General features: G+C 68.5%; 18 protein-coding genes and 2 tRNA genes. 16 read left to right on the top strand and 4 right to left on the bottom strand.

The genetic code is table 11. The features are described from left to right. Positions 1-35 precede the first annotated feature (35 nt). On the bottom strand, positions 36-1,202 hold the full coding sequence (locus MDN94_RS02100; protein WP_482724285.1) for an acyltransferase family protein: 1,167 nt from the start codon (positions 1,200-1,202) through the stop codon (positions 36-38). Positions 1,203-1,590: 388 nt separating this feature from the next. Then, positions 1,591-2,730 carry an acyltransferase family protein gene (locus MDN94_RS02095; RefSeq protein WP_482724284.1) on the bottom strand — a complete coding sequence of 380 codons (1,140 nt, stop codon included), beginning with the start codon at positions 2,728-2,730 and terminating at the stop codon, positions 1,591-1,593. A gap of 449 nt (positions 2,731-3,179) precedes the next feature. Between MDN94_RS02095 and MDN94_RS02090 the strand changes: the two genes are divergently transcribed. Further along, a complete protein-coding gene (locus tag MDN94_RS02090; RefSeq protein WP_005317603.1) occupies positions 3,180-3,374 on the top strand; it encodes a hypothetical protein in 195 nt (64 codons plus the stop codon). A 143-nt stretch (positions 3,375-3,517) separates the two neighbouring features. On the opposite strand, the gene MDN94_RS02085 is transcribed toward MDN94_RS02090, so the two are convergent. After that, positions 3,518-3,588 (bottom strand) — tRNA-Gly (locus tag MDN94_RS02085). A 142-nt stretch (positions 3,589-3,730) separates the two neighbouring features. On the opposite strand from MDN94_RS02085, the gene MDN94_RS02080 reads away from it, so the two are divergent. The 5 genes from MDN94_RS02080 to clpX all read left to right on the top strand — a co-directional run bounded on the left by MDN94_RS02080 (position 3,731) and on the right by clpX (position 8,479). After that, positions 3,731-3,807: transfer RNA gene (locus tag MDN94_RS02080), tRNA-Pro, on the top strand. Positions 3,808-3,957: 150 nt separating this feature from the next. After that, positions 3,958-5,355 (top strand): trigger factor, encoded by a 1,398-nt coding sequence (tig, locus tag MDN94_RS02075; protein ID WP_482724283.1) that lies wholly within the window; start codon positions 3,958-3,960, stop codon positions 5,353-5,355. Between the two features lie 329 nt (positions 5,356-5,684). Next, positions 5,685-6,290 carry an ATP-dependent Clp protease proteolytic subunit gene (locus MDN94_RS02070; protein ID WP_441263171.1) on the top strand — a complete coding sequence of 202 codons (606 nt, stop codon included), beginning with the start codon at positions 5,685-5,687 and terminating at the stop codon, positions 6,288-6,290. 42 nt (positions 6,291-6,332) lie between these two features. Next, positions 6,333-7,043: an ATP-dependent Clp protease proteolytic subunit gene (locus tag MDN94_RS02065; RefSeq protein ID WP_482724282.1), complete on the top strand. Its 711-nt coding sequence runs from the start codon at positions 6,333-6,335 to the stop codon at positions 7,041-7,043. 146 nt (positions 7,044-7,189) lie between these two features. After that, on the top strand, positions 7,190-8,479 hold the full coding sequence (gene clpX / locus MDN94_RS02060) for an ATP-dependent Clp protease ATP-binding subunit ClpX (RefSeq protein WP_441263005.1): 1,290 nt from the start codon (positions 7,190-7,192) through the stop codon (positions 8,477-8,479). A gap of 71 nt (positions 8,480-8,550) precedes the next feature. On the opposite strand, the gene MDN94_RS02055 is transcribed toward clpX, so the two are convergent. After that, positions 8,551-9,522: a hypothetical protein gene (locus tag MDN94_RS02055; RefSeq protein WP_482724281.1), complete on the bottom strand. Its 972-nt coding sequence runs from the start codon at positions 9,520-9,522 to the stop codon at positions 8,551-8,553. A 137-nt stretch (positions 9,523-9,659) separates the two neighbouring features. Here MDN94_RS02055 and MDN94_RS02050 point away from each other — a divergent pair, with 137 nt between their 5' ends. From MDN94_RS02050 to MDN94_RS02005, 10 genes are all read left to right on the top strand, one after another. Beyond that, a complete protein-coding gene (locus MDN94_RS02050) occupies positions 9,660-12,281 on the top strand; it encodes a valine--tRNA ligase (RefSeq protein ID WP_482724280.1) in 2,622 nt (873 codons plus the stop codon). Between the two features lie 87 nt (positions 12,282-12,368). Beyond that, on the top strand, positions 12,369-13,877 hold the full coding sequence (gene folC / locus MDN94_RS02045; protein ID WP_482724279.1) for a bifunctional tetrahydrofolate synthase/dihydrofolate synthase: 1,509 nt from the start codon (positions 12,369-12,371) through the stop codon (positions 13,875-13,877). 4 nt (positions 13,878-13,881) lie between these two features. Beyond that, positions 13,882-14,232 (top strand): DUF4233 domain-containing protein, encoded by a 351-nt coding sequence (locus tag MDN94_RS02040; RefSeq protein ID WP_482724278.1) that lies wholly within the window; start codon positions 13,882-13,884, stop codon positions 14,230-14,232. A gap of 110 nt (positions 14,233-14,342) precedes the next feature. After that, a complete protein-coding gene (gene ndk / locus MDN94_RS02035; RefSeq protein WP_005317637.1) occupies positions 14,343-14,753 on the top strand; it encodes a nucleoside-diphosphate kinase in 411 nt (136 codons plus the stop codon). Positions 14,754-15,037: 284 nt separating this feature from the next. After that, positions 15,038-16,057 carry a rod shape-determining protein gene (locus tag MDN94_RS02030; RefSeq protein WP_364588898.1) on the top strand — a complete coding sequence of 340 codons (1,020 nt, stop codon included), beginning with the start codon at positions 15,038-15,040 and terminating at the stop codon, positions 16,055-16,057. Positions 16,058-16,186: 129 nt separating this feature from the next. Further along, entirely contained in the window at positions 16,187-17,206 is a 1,020-nt protein-coding gene (mreC, locus tag MDN94_RS02025; protein ID WP_441262999.1) for a rod shape-determining protein MreC, read from the top strand. A 13-nt stretch (positions 17,207-17,219) separates the two neighbouring features. Next, positions 17,220-17,891: a rod shape-determining protein MreD gene (mreD, locus tag MDN94_RS02020; protein ID WP_482724277.1), complete on the top strand. Its 672-nt coding sequence runs from the start codon at positions 17,220-17,222 to the stop codon at positions 17,889-17,891. 16 nt (positions 17,892-17,907) lie between these two features. Continuing rightward, positions 17,908-20,076, top strand: coding sequence for a penicillin-binding protein 2 (mrdA, locus tag MDN94_RS02015; protein WP_482724276.1), 2,169 nt, complete (start codon positions 17,908-17,910; stop codon positions 20,074-20,076). A 3-nt stretch (positions 20,077-20,079) separates the two neighbouring features. Next, positions 20,080-21,282 (top strand): rod shape-determining protein RodA, encoded by a 1,203-nt coding sequence (rodA, locus tag MDN94_RS02010; protein ID WP_482724275.1) that lies wholly within the window; start codon positions 20,080-20,082, stop codon positions 21,280-21,282. 271 nt (positions 21,283-21,553) lie between these two features. Continuing rightward, positions 21,554-23,071 (top strand): CYTH and CHAD domain-containing protein, encoded by a 1,518-nt coding sequence (locus tag MDN94_RS02005; protein WP_482724274.1) that lies wholly within the window; start codon positions 21,554-21,556, stop codon positions 23,069-23,071. Positions 23,072-23,116: the final 45 nt, after the last annotated feature.

Raw genomic sequence — 23,116 nt, 5'->3', positions numbered from 1 at the left:
GAGTCGGCCGCCGGCCCCGGCGGGTCGTGGCGGCGTTACCGGCGCGGTCCCGCCTCGGTGGCCTCCTGGCGGAACGCCCACGTCATCTCCGGCTCCGTGACGCACTTCAGCGCCCGGCGAACCGGCGGCGAGCACAGCACGGTCACCATGCCCGTCGCGCAGATCGTCACCACTACCAGGCCGACCGGGCTGCCGAGCCACTTCACGCTCTCGAACAGCCCCCAGTAGTCACCGGCCTTGACGACGAAACCGTGCAACAGGTACCCGCTGATCGTCCCTGCGCCCAGCACCGTGAACCAGGCCCGGCGGCCGGGCACCAGCGCGAGGAACGCGGCGCTCAGCAGCACCGCGCATCCGAAGAACGCGATGATCACCACGAGCCCCGACCACCACGGCCAGCCCAGGTCCTGCACGCTGCTGGAGCGGTAGAACCAGCCGAGGTTCATCCGGGGCGCGACCCAGTACGCGAAGACGAGTGTCGCGGCGAAGAACGGAACGGCCGGCAGACGCACCTCCCGCCGGCGCAACATCTGGAAGTGCTCCGGCTTCAGGCACAGGCCCAGTACGAAGAACGGGAGGAACTGGAGCACACGCGCGAGGTTGAGGTCCGCCCCGATGTCCGGGGTGAGAGTGGCCAACGTGCCGATGGCCAGCGCGATCGGCAGCGGCCACCGCACGATCCGCCACAGCGGCGTGGTGAGCCGCCAGATGAACAGCGCGGCCAGGAACCACGTCAGGTAGTACGGGTCGAGCAGGCTGATCGGATGGGACGGATCGTCGTTCCCGTACCGGGCGAAGAGGGAGTAGGCCACCTCGAAGACGACGTACGGCAGCGCGATGCCGGTGACCAGTCGTCTGAGCTGATGCGGCTTGCCCTGGTAGCTCCGGGAGAAGTAGCCGGAGACGATGATGAAGGCCGGCATGTGGAAGGTGTAGATCACCATGTACAGGGCACGCGCTGCCCTGCTGCCCTCCATCACCGGTTCCCAGGCGTGGGCCACGGCCACGAGCACGATGGCCAGATACTTCGCGTTGTCGAAGTAGGCCTCCCGTCCAGTGGACTTGGGGGCCGTCCGCGGAGCGGACTTCAGGCCGCTCGTGGCAGGGGCGAGAGCGGTCGCCGCCCGGCTCGTCGGGGTGGTCTCGGGCTCCTTGACCTCGGGTGCCGGAGCCCTCTCGTATCCATGCGCAGCGTGGAACATTCAAGGCACCCTAGCCGCGCCTATTCGATTTCGTAAAACACGCCGGGCATCTGCCCTATTCGAATCTGACACGGCCGCCAACAGGCCCGTATGCCCTGGTTAATCCCCCTTAAATGGGGCAAACCGTCCAGGTTCCACGATGGAGTGAATTACCTCACGGGGCATCTTCGAATTTCTGGTGACCGAAGTGTGGGGAGAGTGAAACGATCACGTTGAATTCCCTCCCGCATTTCACCCGGCCGGCCGCCCGGCCGGGGCGCGTTGCCAGGGCCGGAGAAGCACCCGGTCCCCGCCGGGCGCAGGGACGAGGACGTGAGCGTGCGCCGGTTCCCGCGGAACCGGCGGGGGCGGAGATCTGACCGGCGGGCGGCGGGTGATGCCCGCCTGCTCAACCGCGGGGCTTGGGCTCCGTCGCATCCCGGCGGAAGGCCCACTTCATCTCGGGCTCCGTCACGGCCTTCATCACTCGGCGCACGGGTGGCGTGCACAGGAGCGTCATGACCGCGAGCATGGCCAGGGTCACGGCGATCCTCCCGGGCGGAGTGGTCAGCCACGGGTGGTGCTCGAAGACTCCCGCATAACCGGCTCCGCGGATCAGGAAGCCGTGCAGCACATAGCCGCAGATGGTCCCCGCGCCCAGCACCGTGAACCAATGCCGTCGGCCGGGTACCAGGGCGAGGAACGCCGCCGTCAGCACCAGTGCGCAGCAGAACAGCACACTCGCCCGGATCAGCCCCGGCCACCACAGCAGCCCGAGCTCCTGAACGCTCCTGGACCGGTAGAACCAGTTCATGGGAATGCTGGGGGTCACCCAGTAGGTGAAGGGGATCGTGCCGGCGAACACGAGCACGGCGAGTGCTCTCGGTCCGCGCCGCCGCAGGAGCCGGAAGTGCTCGGGTGTCATGCACAGGCCCAGTACGAAGAAAGGAAGGAACTGCAGTACCCGCGTGAGTTCGAGGGCAGGGCCGATGCCCGGCGTGAGCGTCGCGAGCGCGGCGATGCCCAGCGACACCGCCAGCGGCCACCGCACGACCCGCCACAGCGGAGTCGTCAGCCGCCATATGAACAGCGCGAGCAGGAACCACATCAGGTAGAAGGGCTGGAGAAGGCTTATGGGCTTCTCCGGGTAGTCGGTCCCGTACCTCGCGAAGACCGTGTACGCCACCTCGAAGACGACGTAGGGCAGCGCCACTCCGGTGAGGAGCCGTCGCAGCTGATCGGGGCGTCCGGTGTAACTGCGGGACAGATAGCCGGAGATCAGGATGAACACCGGCATGTGGAAGGTGTACAGGAACATGTAGAGGCCCCGGGTGGCCCGGCTGTCCTCGATCACGGTGGGCCAGACATGACCCAGGGCCACCAACAGGATGGCCAGGTACTTCGCGTTGTCGAAGTACGGGTCTCGACGGGTGGACCTGGCGGCGGGCTGCGTGGGGGGATTCAGGCCAGTGGTCGTGGGGACCGAAGTGGTGCCGGCCTGTCTCGTGGTGAGTGACCCTGTCTCCTCGGCCTCGGGGAGAGGGGTCATTACGTATCCATGCGCAGCAAAGGGCATTCGAGGACCATAGCCCGCCCTTTCGTTGGTGGGAAAAGGTTGCGCATTCGAGAGTAACGATTCTGTATAGCAGGCAAGTTGTGCGGGTATGCCCCTGCGTGAAACAGGACCTACTGGGGCGATCTGATCCCCCTCTCTGAAGCCTTCTCGCCACCCGAGGTCTCCCGATCTCCTTTTGTGACCAAGATGTGGGGACTATGAAACGATCCCTCTGATTTTCCTTCGGCATTTCACTGCGTACGAAAGAGGGCGGCGGCCGCGCGCCGCGGGAGCCCGTACCGAGGTGGCGTGATCTTCTCCACGACGATTCGTCACCGCGCAGCAGGGGCAGGTGGGTTGGTGGCACGATGGTGCAGACGGGAGAGTGCCGGCCGCGCGCTCCCGGGCCGGCAAGGCGGGACCGACCGAGGGTGTGATCAGTTGTGGCCATTTCACTGTCAGTGGTGCTTCTGTTGGCGATCGTCCTCGTGGTGCTGATCCGCGGCGGCTCCATCAAGGCCGGGCCCGCGATCGTGGCGGTCCTCTTCGGCTTCTTCCTTGCCTCGACGGGCATGGCGCCGTCGATCAACAGATTCATGAACTCGATAGCCGAGACGATCAACCAGATCAGTTTCTGAGACCACCGCCGGGCGCTCCCGCGATCAGCTCTGCCGGATCTCTTCGGGGATCACCTTCCGGGAGGCCGCGCCGCTCTCCTCGCGGAACGACCTCGGGCCCGGCCCGGTGAATGATCACCGGGCCGGGCCCGAGTCGTGCACAGAGCGGGCGACGGGAATCGAACCCGCGTAGCTAGTTTGGAAGACTAGGGCTCTACCATTGAGCTACGCCCGCAAGCTCGCACCGCAGGTCACGAGGGCCGCGGCACGAGAAGCATCGTAGCGGGTCCGGGGCCCTCGCCGCACACCCCGTTCCTGTGCCCGCGTAAAGGTGGCGGTCCACGCCGCCGGGGCATGTACCCTACGGTTCGCACCGACGGGGTGTGGCGCAGCTTGGTAGCGCGTCCGCTTTGGGAGCGGAAGGTCGTCGGTTCGAATCCGGCCACCCCGACCACCAGCAAGATCGCGTTGTGAGGCGCCTCCCGCTTGCCGTTACTATGCAGGCTGTGTGCCCGTGTGTCTGATGTGCCGGGCCCCATCCGCTGAATCGCCGAATCCGGCGCCAGCAGTACCCCAAGATGTCAGCCACCAAGGAGACCGAACCGTGAAGAGCGCCGTGGAGACCCTGAACCCGACCCGGGTTCGGCTCACTGTCGAGGTGCCCTTCGAGGAGCTCAAGGACAGCCTCGACGCGGCGTACAAGAAGATCAACCAGCAGGTCACGGTCAAGGGCTTCCGCAAGGGCAAGATCCCGGCCCGAGTGATCGACCAGCGGTTCGGCCGTGGTGCGGTGCTGGAGGAGGCTGTCAACGACGCCCTTCCCAAGCTCTACACCGAGGCGGTCAACGAGGCCGAGCTGAACCCGCTCGGTCAGCCCGAGGTGGACATCACGGAGCTGAAGGACGGCGAGACGCTGGCCTTCACCGCCGAGGTCGACATCCGCCCCGAGATCCAGATCCCGGACTACTCCGGCATCGAGGTCACGGTCGACGCCGTCGAGGTCACCGACGAGGACGTCGAGAAGTCCGTGGAGCAGCTCCGTGAGCGCTTCGCCTCCACGAACCCGGTCGAGCGCGCCGCCGCCGAGGGCGACGTCGTCACGATCGACCTCGAGGCCAAGGTCGACGGCGAGGTCCTGCCCGACGGTGTCGCCGAGGGTGTCTCCTACACCATCGGTTCCGGCGAGCTCCTCGACGGCATCGACGAGGCCGTCACCGGCCTGGAGGCCGGCGGCGAGGCCACCTTCACCTCGCAGCTGAAGGGCGGCTCCGCCGAGGGCAAGGACGCGGAGGTCACCGTCAAGGTCACCGCCGTCGCCGCCCGTGAGCTCCCCGAGCTCGACGACGACTTCGCTCAGATGGCGAGCGAGTTCGACACCCTCGAGGAGCTGAAGGCCGACAGCCGCAAGCGCCTCGAGAACATGAAGCAGTACGACCAGGCCACCCAGGCCCAGGAGCGCGTCCTCGACGAGCTGCTGAAGCTGGCGGAGGTCCCGATCCCCGAGAAGCTCCTCGAGGACGAGGTCAAGACCCGCAAGCACAACCTTGAGCACCACCAGCTCGGCCAGATGGGCCTCGACCTCGCCAAGTACCTGGAGATCCAGGGCAAGACCGAGGAAGAGTTCGACGCCGAGACCAAGGAGCAGGCGGTCAAGGGCATCAAGACCCAGTTCATCCTGGACGAGCTCGTCAACAAGGAGAAGCTGAACGTCAACCAGGAGGAGCTCACCGAGCACCTCATGCGGCGTGCGCAGTCCTCCGGCATGAGCCCCGACCAGTTCGCCCAGGCCGTCGTAGAGGGCGGCCAGGTGCCGATGCTCGTCGGCGAGGTCGCCCGCGGCAAGGCGCTGGCCGTGGTCGTCGAGGCCGCCAAGGTCGTCGACACCAACGGCGAGGTCGTCGACCTCGAGGACGAAGAGGACGAGGCCGAGGTGACCGAGGCCGCCGCCGAGACGGTCGAGGACGCCGTCGAGGGCGAGACCGGCGAGAAGAACGAGGCCTGAGCCTCGCGCTGACGCTGCATACGGGCTCCGGACGCGACCACGCGCCCGGAGCCCGTATGCGTACCACCGGCCTTCCACAGGTCCGTACACGGCCTTTCCCGGCCCGTTCGCGGTCTTCCGTCAGGGCCCGTTGAGGGCCTTCGCGCGTGCCCCGCGAGGAGTGTCGACCTTGCGCTCCGAGCGAACAGTTCGGGAAGCGGGATGGCTCTGTCCGACCTGCGCGTTAGGGTCCATGAATACGAGGGCAGGGGAGTCCCCGCCCCCGGTTACGAAGACGCTGAGACGGTCGAAGCCGTCAGAGACGAGCAGGTGGACACGTGACGAATCTGATGCCTTATGCCGCCGGCGAGCCCTCCATCGGTGGTGGCCTCGGCGACCAGGTCTACAGCCGGCTGCTCGGCGAGCGGATCATCTTCCTCGGCCAGCAGGTCGACGACGACATCGCCAACAAGATCACCGCACAGATGCTGCTCCTTGCCGCCGATCCGGACAAGGACATCTACCTCTACATCAACAGCCCCGGCGGTTCGGTGACGGCCGGCATGGCGGTCTACGACACCATGCAGTACATCCCGAACGACGTGGTGACGATCGGCATGGGCATGGCCGCGTCCATGGGCCAGTTCCTGCTCACCGGCGGAGCCGCCGGCAAGCGGTTCGCGCTGCCCAACACCGACATCCTCATGCACCAGGGTTCTGCCGGCCTCGGCGGCACCGCCTCGGACATCAAGATCCAGGCCGAGTACCTGCTCCGTACGAAGAAGCGGATGGCGGAGATCACCGCCCAGCACTCCGGTCAGACCGTCGAGACGATCATCCGCGACGGTGACCGCGACCGCTGGTTCACCGCCGACGAGGCCAAGGACTACGGCCTCATCGACGAGATCATCTCCGCCGCCTCGGGCGTCCCGGGCGGCGGCGGCACCGGCGCCTGAGCGTCTGCCGCACCGAGCCCCCGCCCGCCGAACGCCACCAGGATGGTGAACACCCACATGAGCAACTTCCCCGGCATCCCCGGTCTGTCCGGAAACTCCGGCACCTCCGCGAGCGGCCTCTACACGGGCCCCGCGGTGGACAACCGCTATGTCGTTCCGCGCTTCGTCGAGCGCACCTCGCAGGGCGTGCGCGAGTACGACCCGTACGCGAAGCTCTTCGAGGAGCGCGTGATCTTCCTCGGCGTGCAGATCGACGACGCGTCCGCCAACGACGTGATGGCGCAGCTGCTGTGCCTGGAGTCGATGGACCCCGACCGTGACATCTCGATCTACATCAACAGCCCCGGTGGGTCCTTCACCGCGCTGACCGCGATCTACGACACGATGCAGTTCGTGAAGCCGGACATCCAGACGGTGTGCATGGGCCAGGCGGCGTCCGCCGCGGCCGTGCTGCTCGCCGCCGGTACGCCCGGCAAGCGGATGGCCCTGCCGCACGCCCGTGTGCTGATCCACCAGCCGTCCTCGCAGACCGGCCGCGAGCAGCTCTCCGACCTGGAGATCGCGGCCAACGAGATCCTTCGTATGCGTGAGCAGCTGGAGGAGATGCTGGCCAAGCACTCCACCACGCCGATCGAGAAGATCCGCGACGACATCGAGCGCGACAAGATCCTCACGGCCGACGGCGCCCTCGCCTACGGCCTGGTGGACCAGATCGTCTCGACCCGTAAGAGCACGGCCGCAGCGGCCGCCTGACCGATCGGCGCCCTTGGCGCGGTACACGACAATGTGTGAACCGCGCCAAGGGGGGCCCGTACGGGGGGCTCGGCAAGGTACCGTCGAATATGAGGCACCAGGAGCCGGCTGAACCAAGCCGCTCCCAGGCGAAGGGGAAGCACCTCGTGGCACGCATCGGTGATGGCGGCGACCTGCTCAAGTGCTCGTTCTGCGGAAAGAGCCAGAAGCAGGTGAAGAAGCTCATCGCAGGCCCCGGTGTGTACATCTGCGACGAGTGCATCGACCTCTGCAACGAGATCATCGAGGAGGAGCTCGCAGAGACCTCCGAGGTGCGGTGGGAGGAACTTCCCAAGCCGCGCGAGATCTATGAGTTCCTCGAGGGATACGTCGTCGGGCAGGAGCCCGCGAAGAAGGCCCTCTCGGTCGCGGTGTACAACCACTACAAGCGCGTCCAGGCCGGCGAGAACGGCGGCGCGCAGGGCCGGGACGACGCGATCGAGCTCGCCAAGTCCAACATCCTGCTGCTGGGCCCCACGGGCTCCGGCAAGACGCTGCTCGCCCAGACGCTCGCCCGCATGCTCAACGTCCCGTTCGCCATTGCCGACGCGACCGCGCTGACGGAGGCGGGCTACGTCGGCGAGGACGTGGAGAACATCCTGCTCAAGCTGATCCAGGCGGCCGACTACGACGTCAAGAAGGCCGAGACCGGGATCATCTACATCGACGAGATCGACAAGGTCGCCCGTAAGAGCGAAAACCCGTCGATCACGCGTGACGTCTCCGGCGAGGGCGTCCAGCAGGCCCTGCTCAAGATCCTGGAAGGCACCACGGCCTCCGTGCCCCCGCAGGGCGGCCGCAAGCACCCGCACCAGGAGTTCATCCAGATCGACACGACGAACGTGCTCTTCATCGTGGGCGGCGCGTTCGCCGGCCTCGAGAAGATCATCGAGTCGCGCGCGGGAGCGAAGGGCATCGGCTTCGGCGCGACGATCCGCTCCAAGCGCGAGATCGAGGCGAGCGATCAGTTCCAGGAGGTCATGCCCGAGGACCTGGTCAAGTTCGGCATGATCCCCGAGTTCATCGGCCGTCTGCCCGTCATCACCTCGGTCCACAACCTGGACCGCGAGGCGCTGCTGAAGATCCTCGTCGAGCCGCGCAACGCACTGGTCAAGCAGTACCAACGCCTCTTCGAACTCGACGGCGTCGAGCTGGACTTCGACCTTCCCGCCCTCGAGGCCATCGCCGACCAGGCGATCCTCCGCGGCACCGGCGCGCGCGGCCTGCGCGCCATCATGGAGGAGGTCCTCCAGTCGGTGATGTACGAGGTCCCGTCCCGCAAGGACGTGGCCCGCGTCGTCATCACGCGCGACGTCGTCCGCAACAACGTCAACCCGACGCTGGTCCCGCGCATCGTCAAGGACGAGGGCAACGGCCGTCACGAGAAGAGCGCGTAGCGCCTTCGTTCCTGAACGCCGAAGGGGCGCCCGGTCGTTGACGGGGCGCCCCTTTCGCGTACGCGGTGCCGCTACTTGGCGACACGCACCTCGTTGCGCACGTCGGAAGCGAGCTTCGCCGCCTCGTCGAGCGTGGTGCCCTTCGCGCCCTGGACCGGCTCGACGATGCCGAGGGTGCTGTAGTCGGACCACAGGCACATGTAGGTCTTCTGGGTCATGCCCGTCTTCTGGTTCTTGCTCTCGGCCTCCTGGCACTTCATCAAAGCGCCGTCCAGGCCGTCGGGGTTCACCTCCTGCGGGTCCCCGATCATCTTGGTCTCCGTGTCCTTCGTGTTCTTGCTGAACTCGGCGAAGGCCGCGTCGAGGACCTTCGCCGGGTCCTCGATCTTGCCGTAGAAGCCGATGAAGACCAGGTTCTGCGCCTTGGAGACCTTCTCGAGCGCCGTGGGGTCGCTCGGGTCGAGCTTCGTCAGATCGATCGTCGAGTAGGTCGAACCGATGGACATGGCATCGGTCACCCCGCTGGCGGCGAGCATCTTCGAGGAGTCCTTGTCGGCCGGCTTCGGCTCCGGATCCTTCTTGTCGGCGCGCATGTACTTGCCGCCGAGGATGGTCTTCGGCGCGGTCAGCTTGTGCGGGCCGTCGTCCTCGAGGCCGCCACCGCCGCCGCCGAAGACGAAGTACCCGCCCACGCCCAGCGCGGCCACCAGCACCGCGGCGCCGATGATGAGACCGGTCTTCTTGCCGCCACCGCCCTGGGCCGGCGGCGGAGGCGGATAGCCGCCCGGCTGCTGCGCGCCGTACTGGGGCTGCTGCCCGTAGGGGCCGGGCTGTCCGGGCTGCTGCGGATATCCGTAAGGCTGCTGCTGCGGCACACCCTGCGGGGCCTGCTGCGGGTACCCGTAACCGGGCTGCGGGGCCTGCGGCTGCTGGCCGTAAGGGCCGGGCTGGCCCTGCGGCTGGCCGTAAGGCCCCGGCTGGCCGTACGGTCCGGGCTGCTGCGGCTGCTGCCCGCCGTACGGGCCCGGCTGGTTGTAGCTCATTACGGGTTTTCCCCTCGTGATGTCTGTGTGTCTCGAACATCCTGGCCCAAGCCCCGGCCCGATGGGGCTCCGGGGGGCACACCGTTACCGAAGAATCGAGTTTCGGAACGGCTCCATGACACCTCTAAACTGGCCCCGTGACCGAGAAGACTCAGCAGCAGACAGCGCCCACTCCCGAACTGCCGACCCAGTACGCGCCGGCCGAGGTCGAGGGGGCGTTGTACGAGCGCTGGGTAGAACGCGGGTACTTCGAGGCGGACGCGCAGAGCGACAAGCCGCCGTTCACGGTCGTCATCCCGCCGCCCAACGTCACCGGAAGCCTCCACCTGGGCCACGCCTTCGAGCACACGCTGATCGACGCGCTCACCCGCCGCAAGCGGATGCAGGGTTACGAGACGCTGTGGCAGCCCGGCATGGACCACGCCGGCATCGCCACGCAGAACGTCGTCGAGCGTGAGCTCGCCAAGGAGGGCAAGTCCCGCCACGACCTCGGCCGTGAGGCGTTCATCGAGCGGGTCTGGCAGTGGAAGGGCGAGTCCGGCGGGCAGATCTCCGGCCAGATGCGCCGCCTCGGCGACGGTGTCGCCTGGTCCCGCGAGCGGTTCACGATGGACGAGGGCCTGTCCCAGGCCGTCCAGACCATCTTCAAGAGGCTCTACGACGACGAACTGATCTACCGCGCCGAGCGCATCATCAACTGGTGCCCGCGCTGTCTGACCGCCATCTCCGACATCGAGGTCGAGTACCAGGACGACGACGGCGAGCTCGTCTCCATGAAGTACGGCGACGGCGACGACACCATCGTCGTCGCGACGACGCGCGCGGAGACGATGCTGGGTGACACGGCCGTCGCCGTCCACCCCGACGACGAGCGCTACAAGCACCTGATCGGCAAGCAGATCAAGTTGCCGCTGACGGACCGTTCGATCCCGGTCGTCGCGGACACGCACGTCGACCCCGAGTTCGGCACCGGCGCCGTCAAGGTGACGCCCGCCCATGACCCGAACGACTTCGAGATCGGGCAGCGGCACAACCTGCCCTCCCTCGCGGTCATGGACGAGCGCGCCGTCATCACCGCTCACGGCCCCTTCGAGGGTCTCGACCGCCTCGAGGCACGGTCGGCGATCGTCGGCGCCCTGCGCGCGGAGGGCCGGATCGTTGCCGAGAAGCGTCCGTACGTCCACTCCGTCGGCCACTGCTCGCGCTGCAAGACGACCATCGAGCCGCGGCTGTCCATGCAGTGGTGGGTCAAGGTCGGCCCGCTGGCCAAGGCGGCCGGTGACGCCGTCCGCGACGGCCGGGTCAAGATCCACCCGCAGGAGATGGAGAAGCGCTACTTCGACTGGGTCGACAACCTGCACGACTGGTGCATTTCGCGCCAGTTGTGGTGGGGCCACCGCATCCCCGTCTGGTACGGCCCGAACGGCGAGATCGTCTGCGTCGGCCCCGACGAGGAACCGCCGAGCGGCGACGGCTGGACCCAGGAGACCGACGTCCTCGACACCTGGTTCTCTTCGGGTCTGTGGCCCTTCTCCACCCTGGGGTGGCCGGAGCGGACCGAGAGCCTCGCGAAGTTCTATCCGAACTCCGTCCTGGTCACGGGCTACGACATCCTCTTCTTCTGGGTCGCCCGGATGATGATGTTCGGTCTCTACGCGATGGACGGCACACCGCCGTTCCACACCATCGCCCTGCACGGCATGGTCCGGGACCAGTTCGGCAAGAAGATGTCGAAGTCCTTCGGCAACGCGGTCAACCCGCTGGACTGGATGGACAAGTACGGCTCCGACGCGCTGCGCTTCACGCTCGCCCGCGGCGCCAACCCGGGTGTCGACGTCCCGATCGGCGAGGACTGGGTCCAGGGCTCCCGGAACTTCGCCAACAAGATCTGGAACGCCACCCGCTTCGCGCTGATGAACGGCGCCACCGTCGAGGGCCCGCTGCCGACGCCCGAGGAGATGTCCTCCACGGACCGGTGGATCCTGTCGCGGCTGAACACGACCGTCGCAGAGGTGGACGCGTACTACGAGGACTACCAGTTCGCGAAGCTGTCGGAGACCCTCTTCCACTTCGCCTGGGACGAGGTCTTCGACTGGTACGTCGAGCTGTCCAAGACGACGTTCTTCGCGGGCGGCGAGCCGGCCAAGGTCTCGGCCCGGGTCCTGGGCGAGGTCCTCGACGTCATGCTGCGGTTGCTCCACCCGGTGGTCCCGTTCGTCACGGAGACGCTGTGGACCGCGCTGACCGGCAAGGAGTCGCTCGTCATCGCCGACTGGCCGGCCGACAGCGCCTTCCGCGACGAGGCCGCCGAGCGGGAGATCGAGCTCGTCCAGCGGGTCGTCACCGAGGTCCGCCGGTTCCGCAGCGACCAGGGTCTGCAGCCCGGTCAGAAGGTCCCCGCCAGGCTCACCCTCGACGGCACGGCGCTCGCCCCGCACGAGGCCGCGATCCGGCAGCTGCTGCGCCTCCAGCCGGAGGGCGAGGGCTTCCATGCCACCGCGTCGCTGCCCGTCGCCGGTGCCACCGTCGCGCTCGACCTGTCGGGCACGATCGACGTCGAGGCGGAGCGCAAGCGGCTGACGAAGGACCTGGGCGCGGCGGAGAAGGAGGTGGCCCAGGCGACCGCCAAGCTCGGCAACGAGGCGTTCCTCGCCAAGGCACCGGACAACGTGGTCGACAAGATCCGCACCCGGCTCGCCAAGGCCGAGGAGGACATCGCGCGGATCAACACCCAGCTCGACAACCTGCCGGCGAGCTGAGCCGCAAGAACGCGATACGGCCGAGGCCCCGGGGACGCCCCCGGGGCCTCGGCCGTATCCGTCGGCGCCCCTCCGTAGACTGGACCCGTGAGTGAGCAGCCCGACGCCTTCGACGAGTCCGACGCCTTCGACGAGATCGTCGACGCAGAGACCGACCGCGACCCCGACCTGGCGGTGATCGAGGCCGGCAGCCGTACCCTGCGCGCGCAGGCCGGATCGCCGCAGGCCGACCAGGTGCCTTCCCGCCCCGCGGATCCGGAGGTGGACAGGGCGCTGCGCGAGGTCGAGGCGGATCTCGCCACGCGCTGGGGCGAGACGAAACTGGAGCCCTCCGTCGCCCGTATCGAGGCGCTGATGGACGTGCTGGGCGAGCCGCAGCGGGCCTATCCGTCCGTCCACATCACGGGGACGAACGGCAAGACGTCCACGGCCCGGATGATCGAGGCCCTGTTCTCCGCCTTCGACCTGCGCACCGGCCGCTACACCTCGCCGCACGTGCAGTCGATCACCGAGCGGATCAGCCTGGACGGCGCTCCCATCGACGCCGAGCGCTTCATCGAGACGTACAACGACATCAAGCCCTACGTCGAGATGGTCGACGCGCGCCAGGAGTACCGGCTGTCGTTCTTCGAGGTGCTCACGGGCATGGCGTACGCGGCCTTCGCCGACGCCCCCGTGGACGTGGCCGTCGTCGAGGTCGGCATGGGCGGCAGCTGGGACGCGACCAACGTGATCGATGGCTCGGTCGCCGTCGTCACCCCCATCGACCTGGACCACACCGACCGGCTCGGCACCACTCCCGCCGAGATCGCCGCGGAGAAGGCCGGGATCATCAAGCAGGGCGCGACCGTCATCCTGGCGCAGCAACCGGTGGACGCCGCCCAGGTGATGCTGAAGCGGGCCGTCGAGGCGGACGCGACCGTCGCACGCGAGGGCATGGAGTTCGGCGTCGTCTCGCGCGAGGTCGCGGTCGGCGGGCAGCTGCTGACCCTGCGCGGCCTGGGTGGCGAGTACGAGCAGGTCTTCCTCCCGCTCTACGGCGCGCACCAGGCGCACAACGCGGCGGTGGCGCTCGCGGCGGTCGAGGCGTTCTTCGGCGTCGGCGCGGGTGACACGCGCACGCTGGACGCCGACACGATCCGCAGGGCGTTCGCCACCGTGGCCTCGCCCGGCCGGCTGGAGGTCGTGCGCCGCAGCCCGACCGTCGTGCTGGACGCCGCGCACAACCCGGCGGGCGCGCGGGCGGCGGCGGCCGCCGTCACCGAGTCGTTCGGCTTCTCCCGGCTGATCGGTGTGGTGGGCGCGAGCGACGACAAGGACGTCAGGGGCTTCCTGGAGGCCTTCGAGCCGATCTTCCACGAGATCGTCGTGACGCAGAACTCCAGCCACCGTGCGATGAACGCGGACGCGCTGGCCGCCGTCGCCGTGGAGGTCTTCGGTGACGAGCGGGTGGTCGTGGAGCCGCGGCTCGACGACGCGCTGGAGGCGGCGATCACGCTCGCCGAGGAGGAGTCGGAGTTCGCAGGCGCCGGTGTGCTGGTGACCGGTTCCGTGATCACGGTCGGCGAGGCCCGGCTGTTGCTGGGGAGGGGCTGACACCGTGCGTACGCTTTGTGCGTCGACCCTGATCGGTGAGTTCTTCGTGATCGGCTTCGCCGGTCTCGTGGCCATGAAGTCGGACGACGTCTCGATGGCGGCGGTCTGGACGGTCTGCGGCGTAGCGATGCTGCTGTCGCTGCTGCTGTGCGGCATGATCACCCGCCCCGGCGGGACCCAGCTCGGCTGGGTGCTGCAGATCGCGCTGATCGCCAGTGGTTTCGTCGTTCCCGCGATGTTCTTCCTCGGAGTCCTCTTCGGCGGCCTGTGGTGGGCCTCCATCCACTACGGCCGCAAGATCGACGAGGCGAAGGCACGGTGGGCCGCGCAGTCGGCGGAGGCTGACGCCGGGTAGCCGGCCGAGGCCCTTGGCGCCGTGGATACGGGGCGGGTGCCGCCCCCGGCGTCACACCCGGTAATCTCGGCCCGACCGCACACATCCAGGCCTGCAAGGAGCCGCACACCATGACTCAGCGCACCCTCGTCCTTCTCAAGCCGGACGCCGTCCGTCGCGGACTCGTGGGCGAGGTCATCGGCCGCATCGAACGCAAGGCCGACTGGAAGATCACCGCGCTGGAGCTGCGCACGCTCGACCGGGCCACCCTGGAGCAGCACTACGCCGAGCACGTCGGCAGGCCCTTCTACGAGCCGCTGGTGGAGTTCATGCTGTCCGGCCCGGTGGTTGTCATGGCCGTCGAGGGTGAGCGCGTGATCGACGGCGTACGCCAACTGGCGGGTCCGACCGACCCGATCGCGGCCGCTCCTGGGTCCATTCGGGGTGACTTCGGCACGATCGTCCGGGAGAATCTGATCCACGCCTCGGACTCCGAGGAGTCCGCCGTCCGGGAACTGAAGCTGTTCTTCCAGGAAGGCTGAGGCCTGCCCCTTTCCAGGCCTTTTCTGACAGCACGTCAGCCATACAGCGCTGTTGTCCTGGGGCGACCGATGGAATTTCGGTCGCCCTTCGGCATACGCAAGGGTATTGCGGGAACGCATCGCTCCGACGCATCGTCACCATAAACAAGAGGTGGACCACCGCGCGGTGTCCGTGCAGGCGGCACTACGATGTAAGCCTCCACGCCACAGCACCCACCTCGCCATCCTGAAAAGCCATCAATGCTCGATTTGGGAAGGCCAGACGCATCCTCATGGGGAACAACATGTCGTTCATCGGCCGTGACATGGCTGTCGACCTCGGGACCGCCAACACGCTGGTGTACGTCAGAGGCCGGGGGATCGTTCTCAACGAGCCGTCCGTCGTCGCCATCAACACCAACACGGGCGGCATTCTCGCGGTCGGCGCCGAGGCGAAGAAGATGATCGGCCGGACGCCGGGCAACATTGTTGCCGTCCGGCCACTGAAGGACGGCGTCATCGCCGACTTCGAGATCACCGAGCGGATGCTCCGCTACTTCATCCTCAAGATCCACAAGCGCCGTTATCTCGCCCGGCCCCGCGTCGTCGTCTGTGTGCCTTCCGGTATCACGGGTGTCGAGCGCCGCGCGGTCATCGAGGCGTCGACCCAGGCGGGCGCCCGACAGGTGCACATCATCGAGGAGCCCATGGCCGCGGCCATCGGCTCCGGCCTCCCGGTCCATGAGGCCACCGGCAACATGGTGGTCGACATCGGTGGTGGCACCACAGAGGTCGCCGTGATCTCGCTGGGAGGAATCGTCACGGCACAGTCCATCCGGGTGGCCGGCGACGAACTCGACAACGCGATCATCCAGCACATCAAGAAGGAGTACTCCCTCCTCCTCGGTGAGCGGACCGCGGAGAACATCAAGATCACCATCGGCTCCGCGTACGAGATGGAGACGGAGGAGCACACCGAGATCCGCGGCCGCGACCTGGTCTCCGGACTGCCCAAGACCGTCGTCATCTCCGCCGCCGAGGTCCGCAAGGCCATCGAGGAACCGGTCAACGCGATCGTCGACGCCGTGAAGACCACCCTCGACAAGTGCCCGCCCGAGCTCTCCGGCGACGTCATGGACCGCGGCATCGTCCTCACCGGCGGCGGCGCCCTCCTGCGCGGCCTCGACGAGCGGCTCCGCCGGGAGACGGGTATGCCGATCCACATCGCGGAGAACCCCCTGGACTCGGTGGCGCTCGGATCCGGCAAGTGCGTCGAGGAGTTCGAGGCGCTCCAGCAGGTGCTGGACGCCCAGCCGCGTCGTTAGACAGTCGGACAATACGCCGCACGGGGGCTGTGAGGCCCCCACATGGGGTCCTCCCCGCCCCCGACACCGGGGAAGGATCGTTGCTCCACCGACACGACCATTCCTACGAGGAAGGCACGGCCGCCGCACGTGAGGGACACAAAGGAGAGCCGGCTGCTCCTGGCATTGCTGATCGCCATCGCGTTCGCTCTGATCACGGTGGACATCCGCGGCGGTGAGGAGTCACCGGTCGACGGTGCACGGCAGGCCGCGGCGTCGGTCTTCGGGCCCGTGGAGAACGGCGTCGCGGCCGCCGTCGACCCCATCGGCAACGCGATCGGAGCGGTCCGGGAGTCCGGTGACCGCCACGACCGCATCAGGCAGCTCCAGTTGGAGAACGCCGAGCTGAAGCAGCGGCTCGGCAGCGACGAGCGCAACAACAGCCGGCTCCGCCAGCTCGACGGGATGATCCGAACGGCTGCGGCCGGCCAGTACGGCATCAAGGGCGCCGAGGTCATCGCCATAGGAGCGGCCCAGGGCTTCTCCTGGACGGTGACCATCGACATCGGCTCCGAGGACGGCATCACGCGCGACATGACCGTCATCAACAGCGAGGGACTCGTCGGCCGGGTCACGACCGTCGGCCCGCGCACCTCGACCGTGCTGCTCGCCAGCGACCCGGACTTCACCGTCGGCACCCGGATGGAGAAGACCGACGAGCTCGGCTTCGCCACCGGGCAGGGCGACCGGCCGCTGCTGGTCCAGCTCCTCAACGGCAAGTCCAAGGTGAAGAAGGGCGACCGGCTGGTCACCTTCGGCTCCCAGGGCAGCAAGCCGTTCGTGCCCGGCGTGCCGGTCGGCGAGATCATCCGGGTGGACCCCGCCCGGGGCGACCTCACCCGCAACGTCTACGTACGCCCCTACGTCGGCTTCAGCAGGCTCGACATCGTCGGCGTCGTGGTCCAGGCGCCGCGGACCGATCCCCGCGACACCGTGCTGCCCCCGAAGCCCGCCGGCCCCAGGCCGACGCCGACCGTCACGGTCACCGTCACTCCCGGCGCGACCCCGCCGGAGGGCGAGGCGCCGGTCCAGGACGACGGCCAGGTGCAGGGCGACGGGCCCGACCCCGGCGCCTCCGGTGACGCCACAGGCCAGAACGACGACCAGTAGGAGCTGATCCGTCATGCGTGTCAACCGGATGCTGCTCTCCACGACGCTGGTCGTGGTCGCCCTCGTCATCCAGGTCTCCGTCCTCGCGCGGCTCCAGCTGCCCGGCGCGGTGCCCGACCTCGTACTGCTCGTCGTCCTCGGACTCGCCATGGTCTACGGCCACATGGCCGGGGCGTTCATCGGCTTCGGCGCCGGCCTGCTCGCGGACCTCGCCCCGCCCGCCGACCACGCGGCCGGCCGCTACGCGCTCGTCCTCTGCGTCATCGGCTACCTCGCCGGTCTGGTCCGCCCGGAGAACGGCAAACCACTGCGGTCGGCCAGCGGGCCGATGGCTGTCGTCGTCGCGGCGGCGATCGGTTCGACGCTGTTGTACGCCCTCGTCGGCGCCCTCGTCGGCGACACCGCCGCCCGCCATGTCGGCCTGGGCAGCCTGCTGTTCACAGCCGCGGTGTACGACCTGCTCCTCGCGCCGTTCACCGTGCCGCTGATCATGTGGCTCGCCAGACGCAGCGAGAACGACCCGCTCGCCGAGAGCCAGAGCGCCGGCGGCGCCGACGTGGCCGCGGGCTGGCTCGCCTCCGGCACCGGACTGCGCATCGGCGACCAGCGCGGCGGACTGCGGCTCAAGGCGGCGAAGAGTCGGGCCGCACGGGCCGGACGCATCAAGGGAGTCAAGCGACTGTGATCGAGGGGGCAGCAGCGTGAGCAACATTCCGGAGACCGGCCGGACCCCCCGGGTCCAGATCCGTCTCGTCATCATCCAGGTCCTCGTCTTCTCCCTTCTCCTCACCCTCGGCGGCCGGCTCTGGTACCTCCAGATCCGCAACGGCGACGAATACGCCGACGAGGCCAGCGGCAACCACGTCCAGCGGGTCGTCACACCCGCCGTACGCGGCTCGATCCTCGACGCCCGTGGTGTACCGCTCGCCGACAACGAGACCCGGCTCGTGGTCTCCGCGTCCCGCACCGATCTGCTGAAGATGAAGGACGACGGCGAGGCCGTCCTCACCCGGCTCGCCGGCGTCCTCGGTATGAAGCCGAAGGAGGTCATGGACAAGGTCCGCCTCTGCGACTCCAAGACACCGCAGCCCTGCTGGAACGGCTCCCCGTACCAGCCGATCCCGGTCACCGACGAAGCCACGACGCAGCAGGCGCTGCAGATCCGCGAACGCTCCGAGGACTTCCCCGGCATCACCGCCGAACCCACCGCCGTACGCCGTTACACGGCCCCCGCCAAGGCCCGGACCGCGCAGGTGCTCGGCTATCTGTCGCCCGTCACCGACGAGGAGATCCAGAAGGCCAAGGACAGCGACTCGCCCTACCTGCGCTCCGACCAGGTCGGCCGCTCCGGCCTCGAGCGCACCTACGACAAGGAACTGCGCGGCAAGGCCGGCGTCACGTCGTACGAGGTCGACAAGCTCGGCCGGGTCATGGGCGAGGCCGAGGCGGACCCGGGCGTGCCCGGCTCCCACCTCGTCACCAGCATCGACGCCCGCGTCCAGGCCGTCGCCGAATACGAACTCCACCAGGCGATGAAGACCGTCCGGGGAGAGACCGACAAGATCACCGGTCGCCCGTACGAGGCCGACGCGGGCGCCGTCGTGGTCATGGAGGCCAAGACCGGCCGGGTCGTCGCCATGGCCTCCCAGCCCGACTATGACCCCAACGCCTGGGTCGGCGGCATCTCCGCCAAGGACTACGCCAAGCTCACCGGCAAGGACTCCAACTACCCGCTGCTCAACCGGGCCACCCAGGGCCAGGCACCCGCCGGCTCCGTCTTCAAGGTGGTCTCGGCGAGCGCGGCCGTGCGGGGTGGCCACCCCTTCGACGACCTCTACAACTGCAGCAGCAGCTACAGCATGGGCAACCGCAGCTTCGCCAACTTCGAGTCCCAGGGGCACGGGCCCATCACCCTCGGCGACGCTCTGAAGTACTCCTGCAACACCGTCTTCTACCGTCTCGGCCATGATGAGTGGAAGCGCGACGGCGGCCTCAAGCCCAAGAAGAACGCCAACGACTGGTTCTACCGGACCGCCCATGACTTCGGATTCGGGTCCGAGACCGGCATCGACCTCCCGAACGAGGTCAAGGGCCGCATCCCCGACCGCCACTGGAAGCAGGCCTTCTGGGAGGCCAACAAGGACTCCTGGTGCAAGCAGGGCAAGAAGGGCGGCTCCTACGTCGAGCAGATCGCCTATGAGAGCTGCCTCGAAGGCAACCAGCTGAAGGCCTTCGACAGCATCAACTTCGCCATCGGCCAGGGCGACGTACTCATCACCCCCGTCCAGTTGGCCACCGCCTACGCCGCCATCAGCAACGGTGGCACCCTCTACAACCCCACCGTGGGCAAGGCCGTCGTCAGCCCCGACGGCAAGAAGATCGAAGAGATCAAGCCCAAGTCCCACGGCAAGCTGCCGGTGAACGCCGAAACCATCAAGGACCTCGACAAGGGCCTGCGCTCCGTCATCGAGCCCGGCGGCACCGCCGCCTGGCGGTTCGGCGGCTGGCCCCAGGACAAGATCCCGATGAGGGCCAAGACCGGCACCGCGCAGGTCTACGGCAAGCAGACCACCTCGTGGTTCGCCACCTACACCGACGACTACACGATCGTCATGACGATCTCCCAGGGTGGTACGGGCTCCGGCGCTTCCGGTCCCGCCGTGCGCAACATCTACGACGCGATGTACGGCCTGGACAAGGAAGGCAACCAGGACCTCAAGCGGGCCCTGCTGCCCAAGCCGCAGCAGACCCTGCCCAAGATCTCCCCGGACGGCTCGATCGACGCCCCCGAGGTCAAGCCCTACGTTCCTCCGAAGCCGCAGGACGCCCAACCAGTGCTCGCGGGAACACCCGCATCGCGGAGGGACTGAGACATGACAGGCGCAGGCGGCTTCTCCGTCCCGGGATACGGCCCGGAGCGCGGCGGGGTCTGGACCAGGCTCACCGCCCGTGACTCCGTGGTGCGCAGGCTCGACTGGCCGATGCTGCTCTCCGCGATCACGCTCTCGCTGGTCGGCGCGCTCCTCGTGTGGTCCGCCACGCGCGGGCGCACCGAACTCAACCAGGGCGACCCGTACTACTTCCTCGTCCGGCACCTGCTCAACACGGGCATCGGCTTCGTGCTGATGGTCGGCACCATCTGGCTCGGCCACCGCACCCTGCGCGGTGCCGTCCCGTTCCTCTACGGGCTCTCCGTCGTGCTCGTGCTGCTCGTCCTCACCCCACTGGGCGCCACCATCAACGGCGCGCACGCCTGGATCCAGCTCGGCGGCGGCTTCTCCCTCCAGCCCTCCGAGTTCGTGAAGATCACGATCATCCTCGGGATGGCGATGATGCTCGCGGCCCGCGTCGACGCCGGGGACCAGGTGCACCCCGACCACCGCACCGTCGCCAAGTCGCTCGGACTCGCCGTCCTGCCGATGATCATCGTCATGCTGATGCCCGACCTCGGCTCGGTCATGGTCATGGTCGTCATCGTCCTCGGCGTGCTGCTCGCCTCAGGCGCGTCCAACCGCTGGGTCCTCGGCCTGATGGGTGCCGGAGCGGCAGGCGCGATCGCCGTCGCGGCGCTCGGACTGCTCGACGAATACCAGATCAACCGCTTCGCCGCCTTCGCCAACCCCGAACTCGACCCGGCCGGCGTCGGCTATAACACCAACCAGGCGCGCATCGCGATCGGATCCGGCGGGCTGTACGGCGAAGGGCTCTTCAACGGCCACCAGACCAGCGGCCAGTTCGTGCCCGAACAGCAGACCGACTTCATCTTCACCGTCGCCGGCGAGGAACTCGGCTTCCTCGGCGCCGGACTGATCCTCGTGCTGCTCGGCATCGTGCTGTGGCGGGCCTGCCGGATCGCCCGCGAGACGACCGAGCTCTACGGGACGATCGTGGCCGCCGGGATAATCGCCTGGTTCGCCTTCCAGTCCTTCGAGAACATCGGCATGGCGATGGGCATCATGCCGGTCGCCGGCCTGCCGCTGCCGTTCGTGTCGTACGGAGGCACGTCGATGTTCGCCGTGTGGATCGCGATCGGGCTGCTGCAGTCGATCAGGGTGCAACGGCCCATGAGCGCGTAGCCCTTAGCGGGCGGCACACAGGGACCCGGGGGCGCCGCGCCCCCGGGTCCCTGTGTGCCGCCCGGGGCCGGTCGGCCCGGCCCCGTGTGCGCGGCGCTCTCGAGTGCGTCCCGTCTCAGGGGCGTGGCGCCCCTGGCGGGGCAGGGGCGCCGTTCGGGAAGGGGCTGGCGTCGGCCCGAGACCGCGGCAGGAGGTCCGGGCTCGGTGCGCCCGGTCGCGGAAAGTCGCGTGGGCCTGCATGATCGGCGGTCGCGCGGCTAGATTCGATGGTATGGCGGACACCAAGCGCGAGATCGAGCGGAAGTACGAAGCCACCCCCGACACCCCGTTGCCCGACCTGACCGAAGTGGACGGTGTGGCCGGCGTCGTGGGGAAGGGCGCGGCCGAGCTGGATGCCGTCTACTACGACACCGCCGATCTGAGGCTGGCAGCCTCGTCCGTCACCCTGCGGCGCAGAACCGGAGGCGCCGACGCGGGGTGGCATCTCAAGCTGCCCGTGGCGCCCGGAGTGCGGGACGAGATCACCGCGCCCCTTTCCGACGGGGTGCCCGACGAGCTGGCCGGACTCGTGCGGGCGTACGCGCGGGGCCGGGAGCTCGTCCCCGTGGTGCGGCTGCTGTCCTCGCGGGACGTACAGCACCTCGTGGACGCCGACGGCGCCCTCCTGGCGGAGCTCAGCCGGGACGCCGTCGTCGCGGAGCGGCTCCACGGCGGTGAGGGCACGGCTCAGTGGGACGAGATCGAGGTGGAGCTCGCCGACGGCAAAGAACCCGCGTTCCTGGACGCCGTGGACAAGAAACTCAAGAAGGCCGGCGTCCGTAAGGCCGTCGCGCCGTCCAAGCTGGCCAGGGCGCTGACCGAGACCGGGGCGGGTCCGGCAGAGCGTCAGGGGCGGGGGAAGGCACGGACGGCGGGCGATCACGTTCTCGCCTATCTGGAGAAGGAGGTCGCCTCGGTCGTCGCCCACGACCCCGGGGTGCGCCGCGACCTGCCGGACGCCGTGCATCAGATGCGGGTCGCCACCCGGCGGCTGCGCAGTGCCCTGCGGAGCTACCGGAAGGTCGTCGACCGCGATGTCACGGGGCCCATGATCGACGAGCTCAAGTGGCTCGCCGGGGAGCTGGGCGTCGCCCGTGACCAGGAGGTGCTCGCGGAGCGGCTGGCAGAGCGGGTCGACGACGTGCCCGTGACGCTGCTCCTCGGCCCGGTGGAGGCACGGCTGGCCGCGTGGGCCGTGGCCGGCGCCGCCGACGCGCGGAAGACGGTGACCGCCGCGCTCGACAGCGACCGCTATCTCGCCCTGCTCGACGCGCTGGACGCGCTGTGCGCCCGTCCGCCGCTGCTGAAGGCGGCCGCGGGAGCGCCGAAGGACGTACTCGCCAAGGCCGTACTGAAGGAGTACGACCGGCTGGCCGCCCGTATGGACAGGGCCCTGTCGCTGCCGGAGGGGGAGGAGCGGGACCACGCCATGCACGACGCCCGCAAGGCGGCCAAACGCGCGCGGTACGCGGCGGAGGTCGCGAGGCCCGCGCTCGGGAAGGCCGCGAAACGGTTCGGGAAGCGCATGAAGGCTGTGCAGACCGTGCTCGGCGACCACCAGGACAGCGTCGTCGCGCGGGAGGCGCTGCGCGAGCTCGCGGTCCGGGCGCACGCGGCAGGGGAGACCGCCTTCGTCTGGGGACTGCTGTACGGCCGGGAGGAGTCCCGTGCCGAGGCGCGGGAGGCCGAGCTGCCCGGGGTGTGGGTGGAGGCGTCGGCCCCCCGGATCCGGGCGGCGCTCGGCCGCTGAGCGTGCGGGTACGCTTGAGAGTCGCCCCCTTGCCAGCCCACGAAG

Source organism: Streptomyces sp. WAC00040, assembly GCF_056835925.1.
The sequence above is the reverse complement of the archived record's forward strand: the minus strand, read 5'-3'. Positions and strand labels throughout refer to the sequence as shown.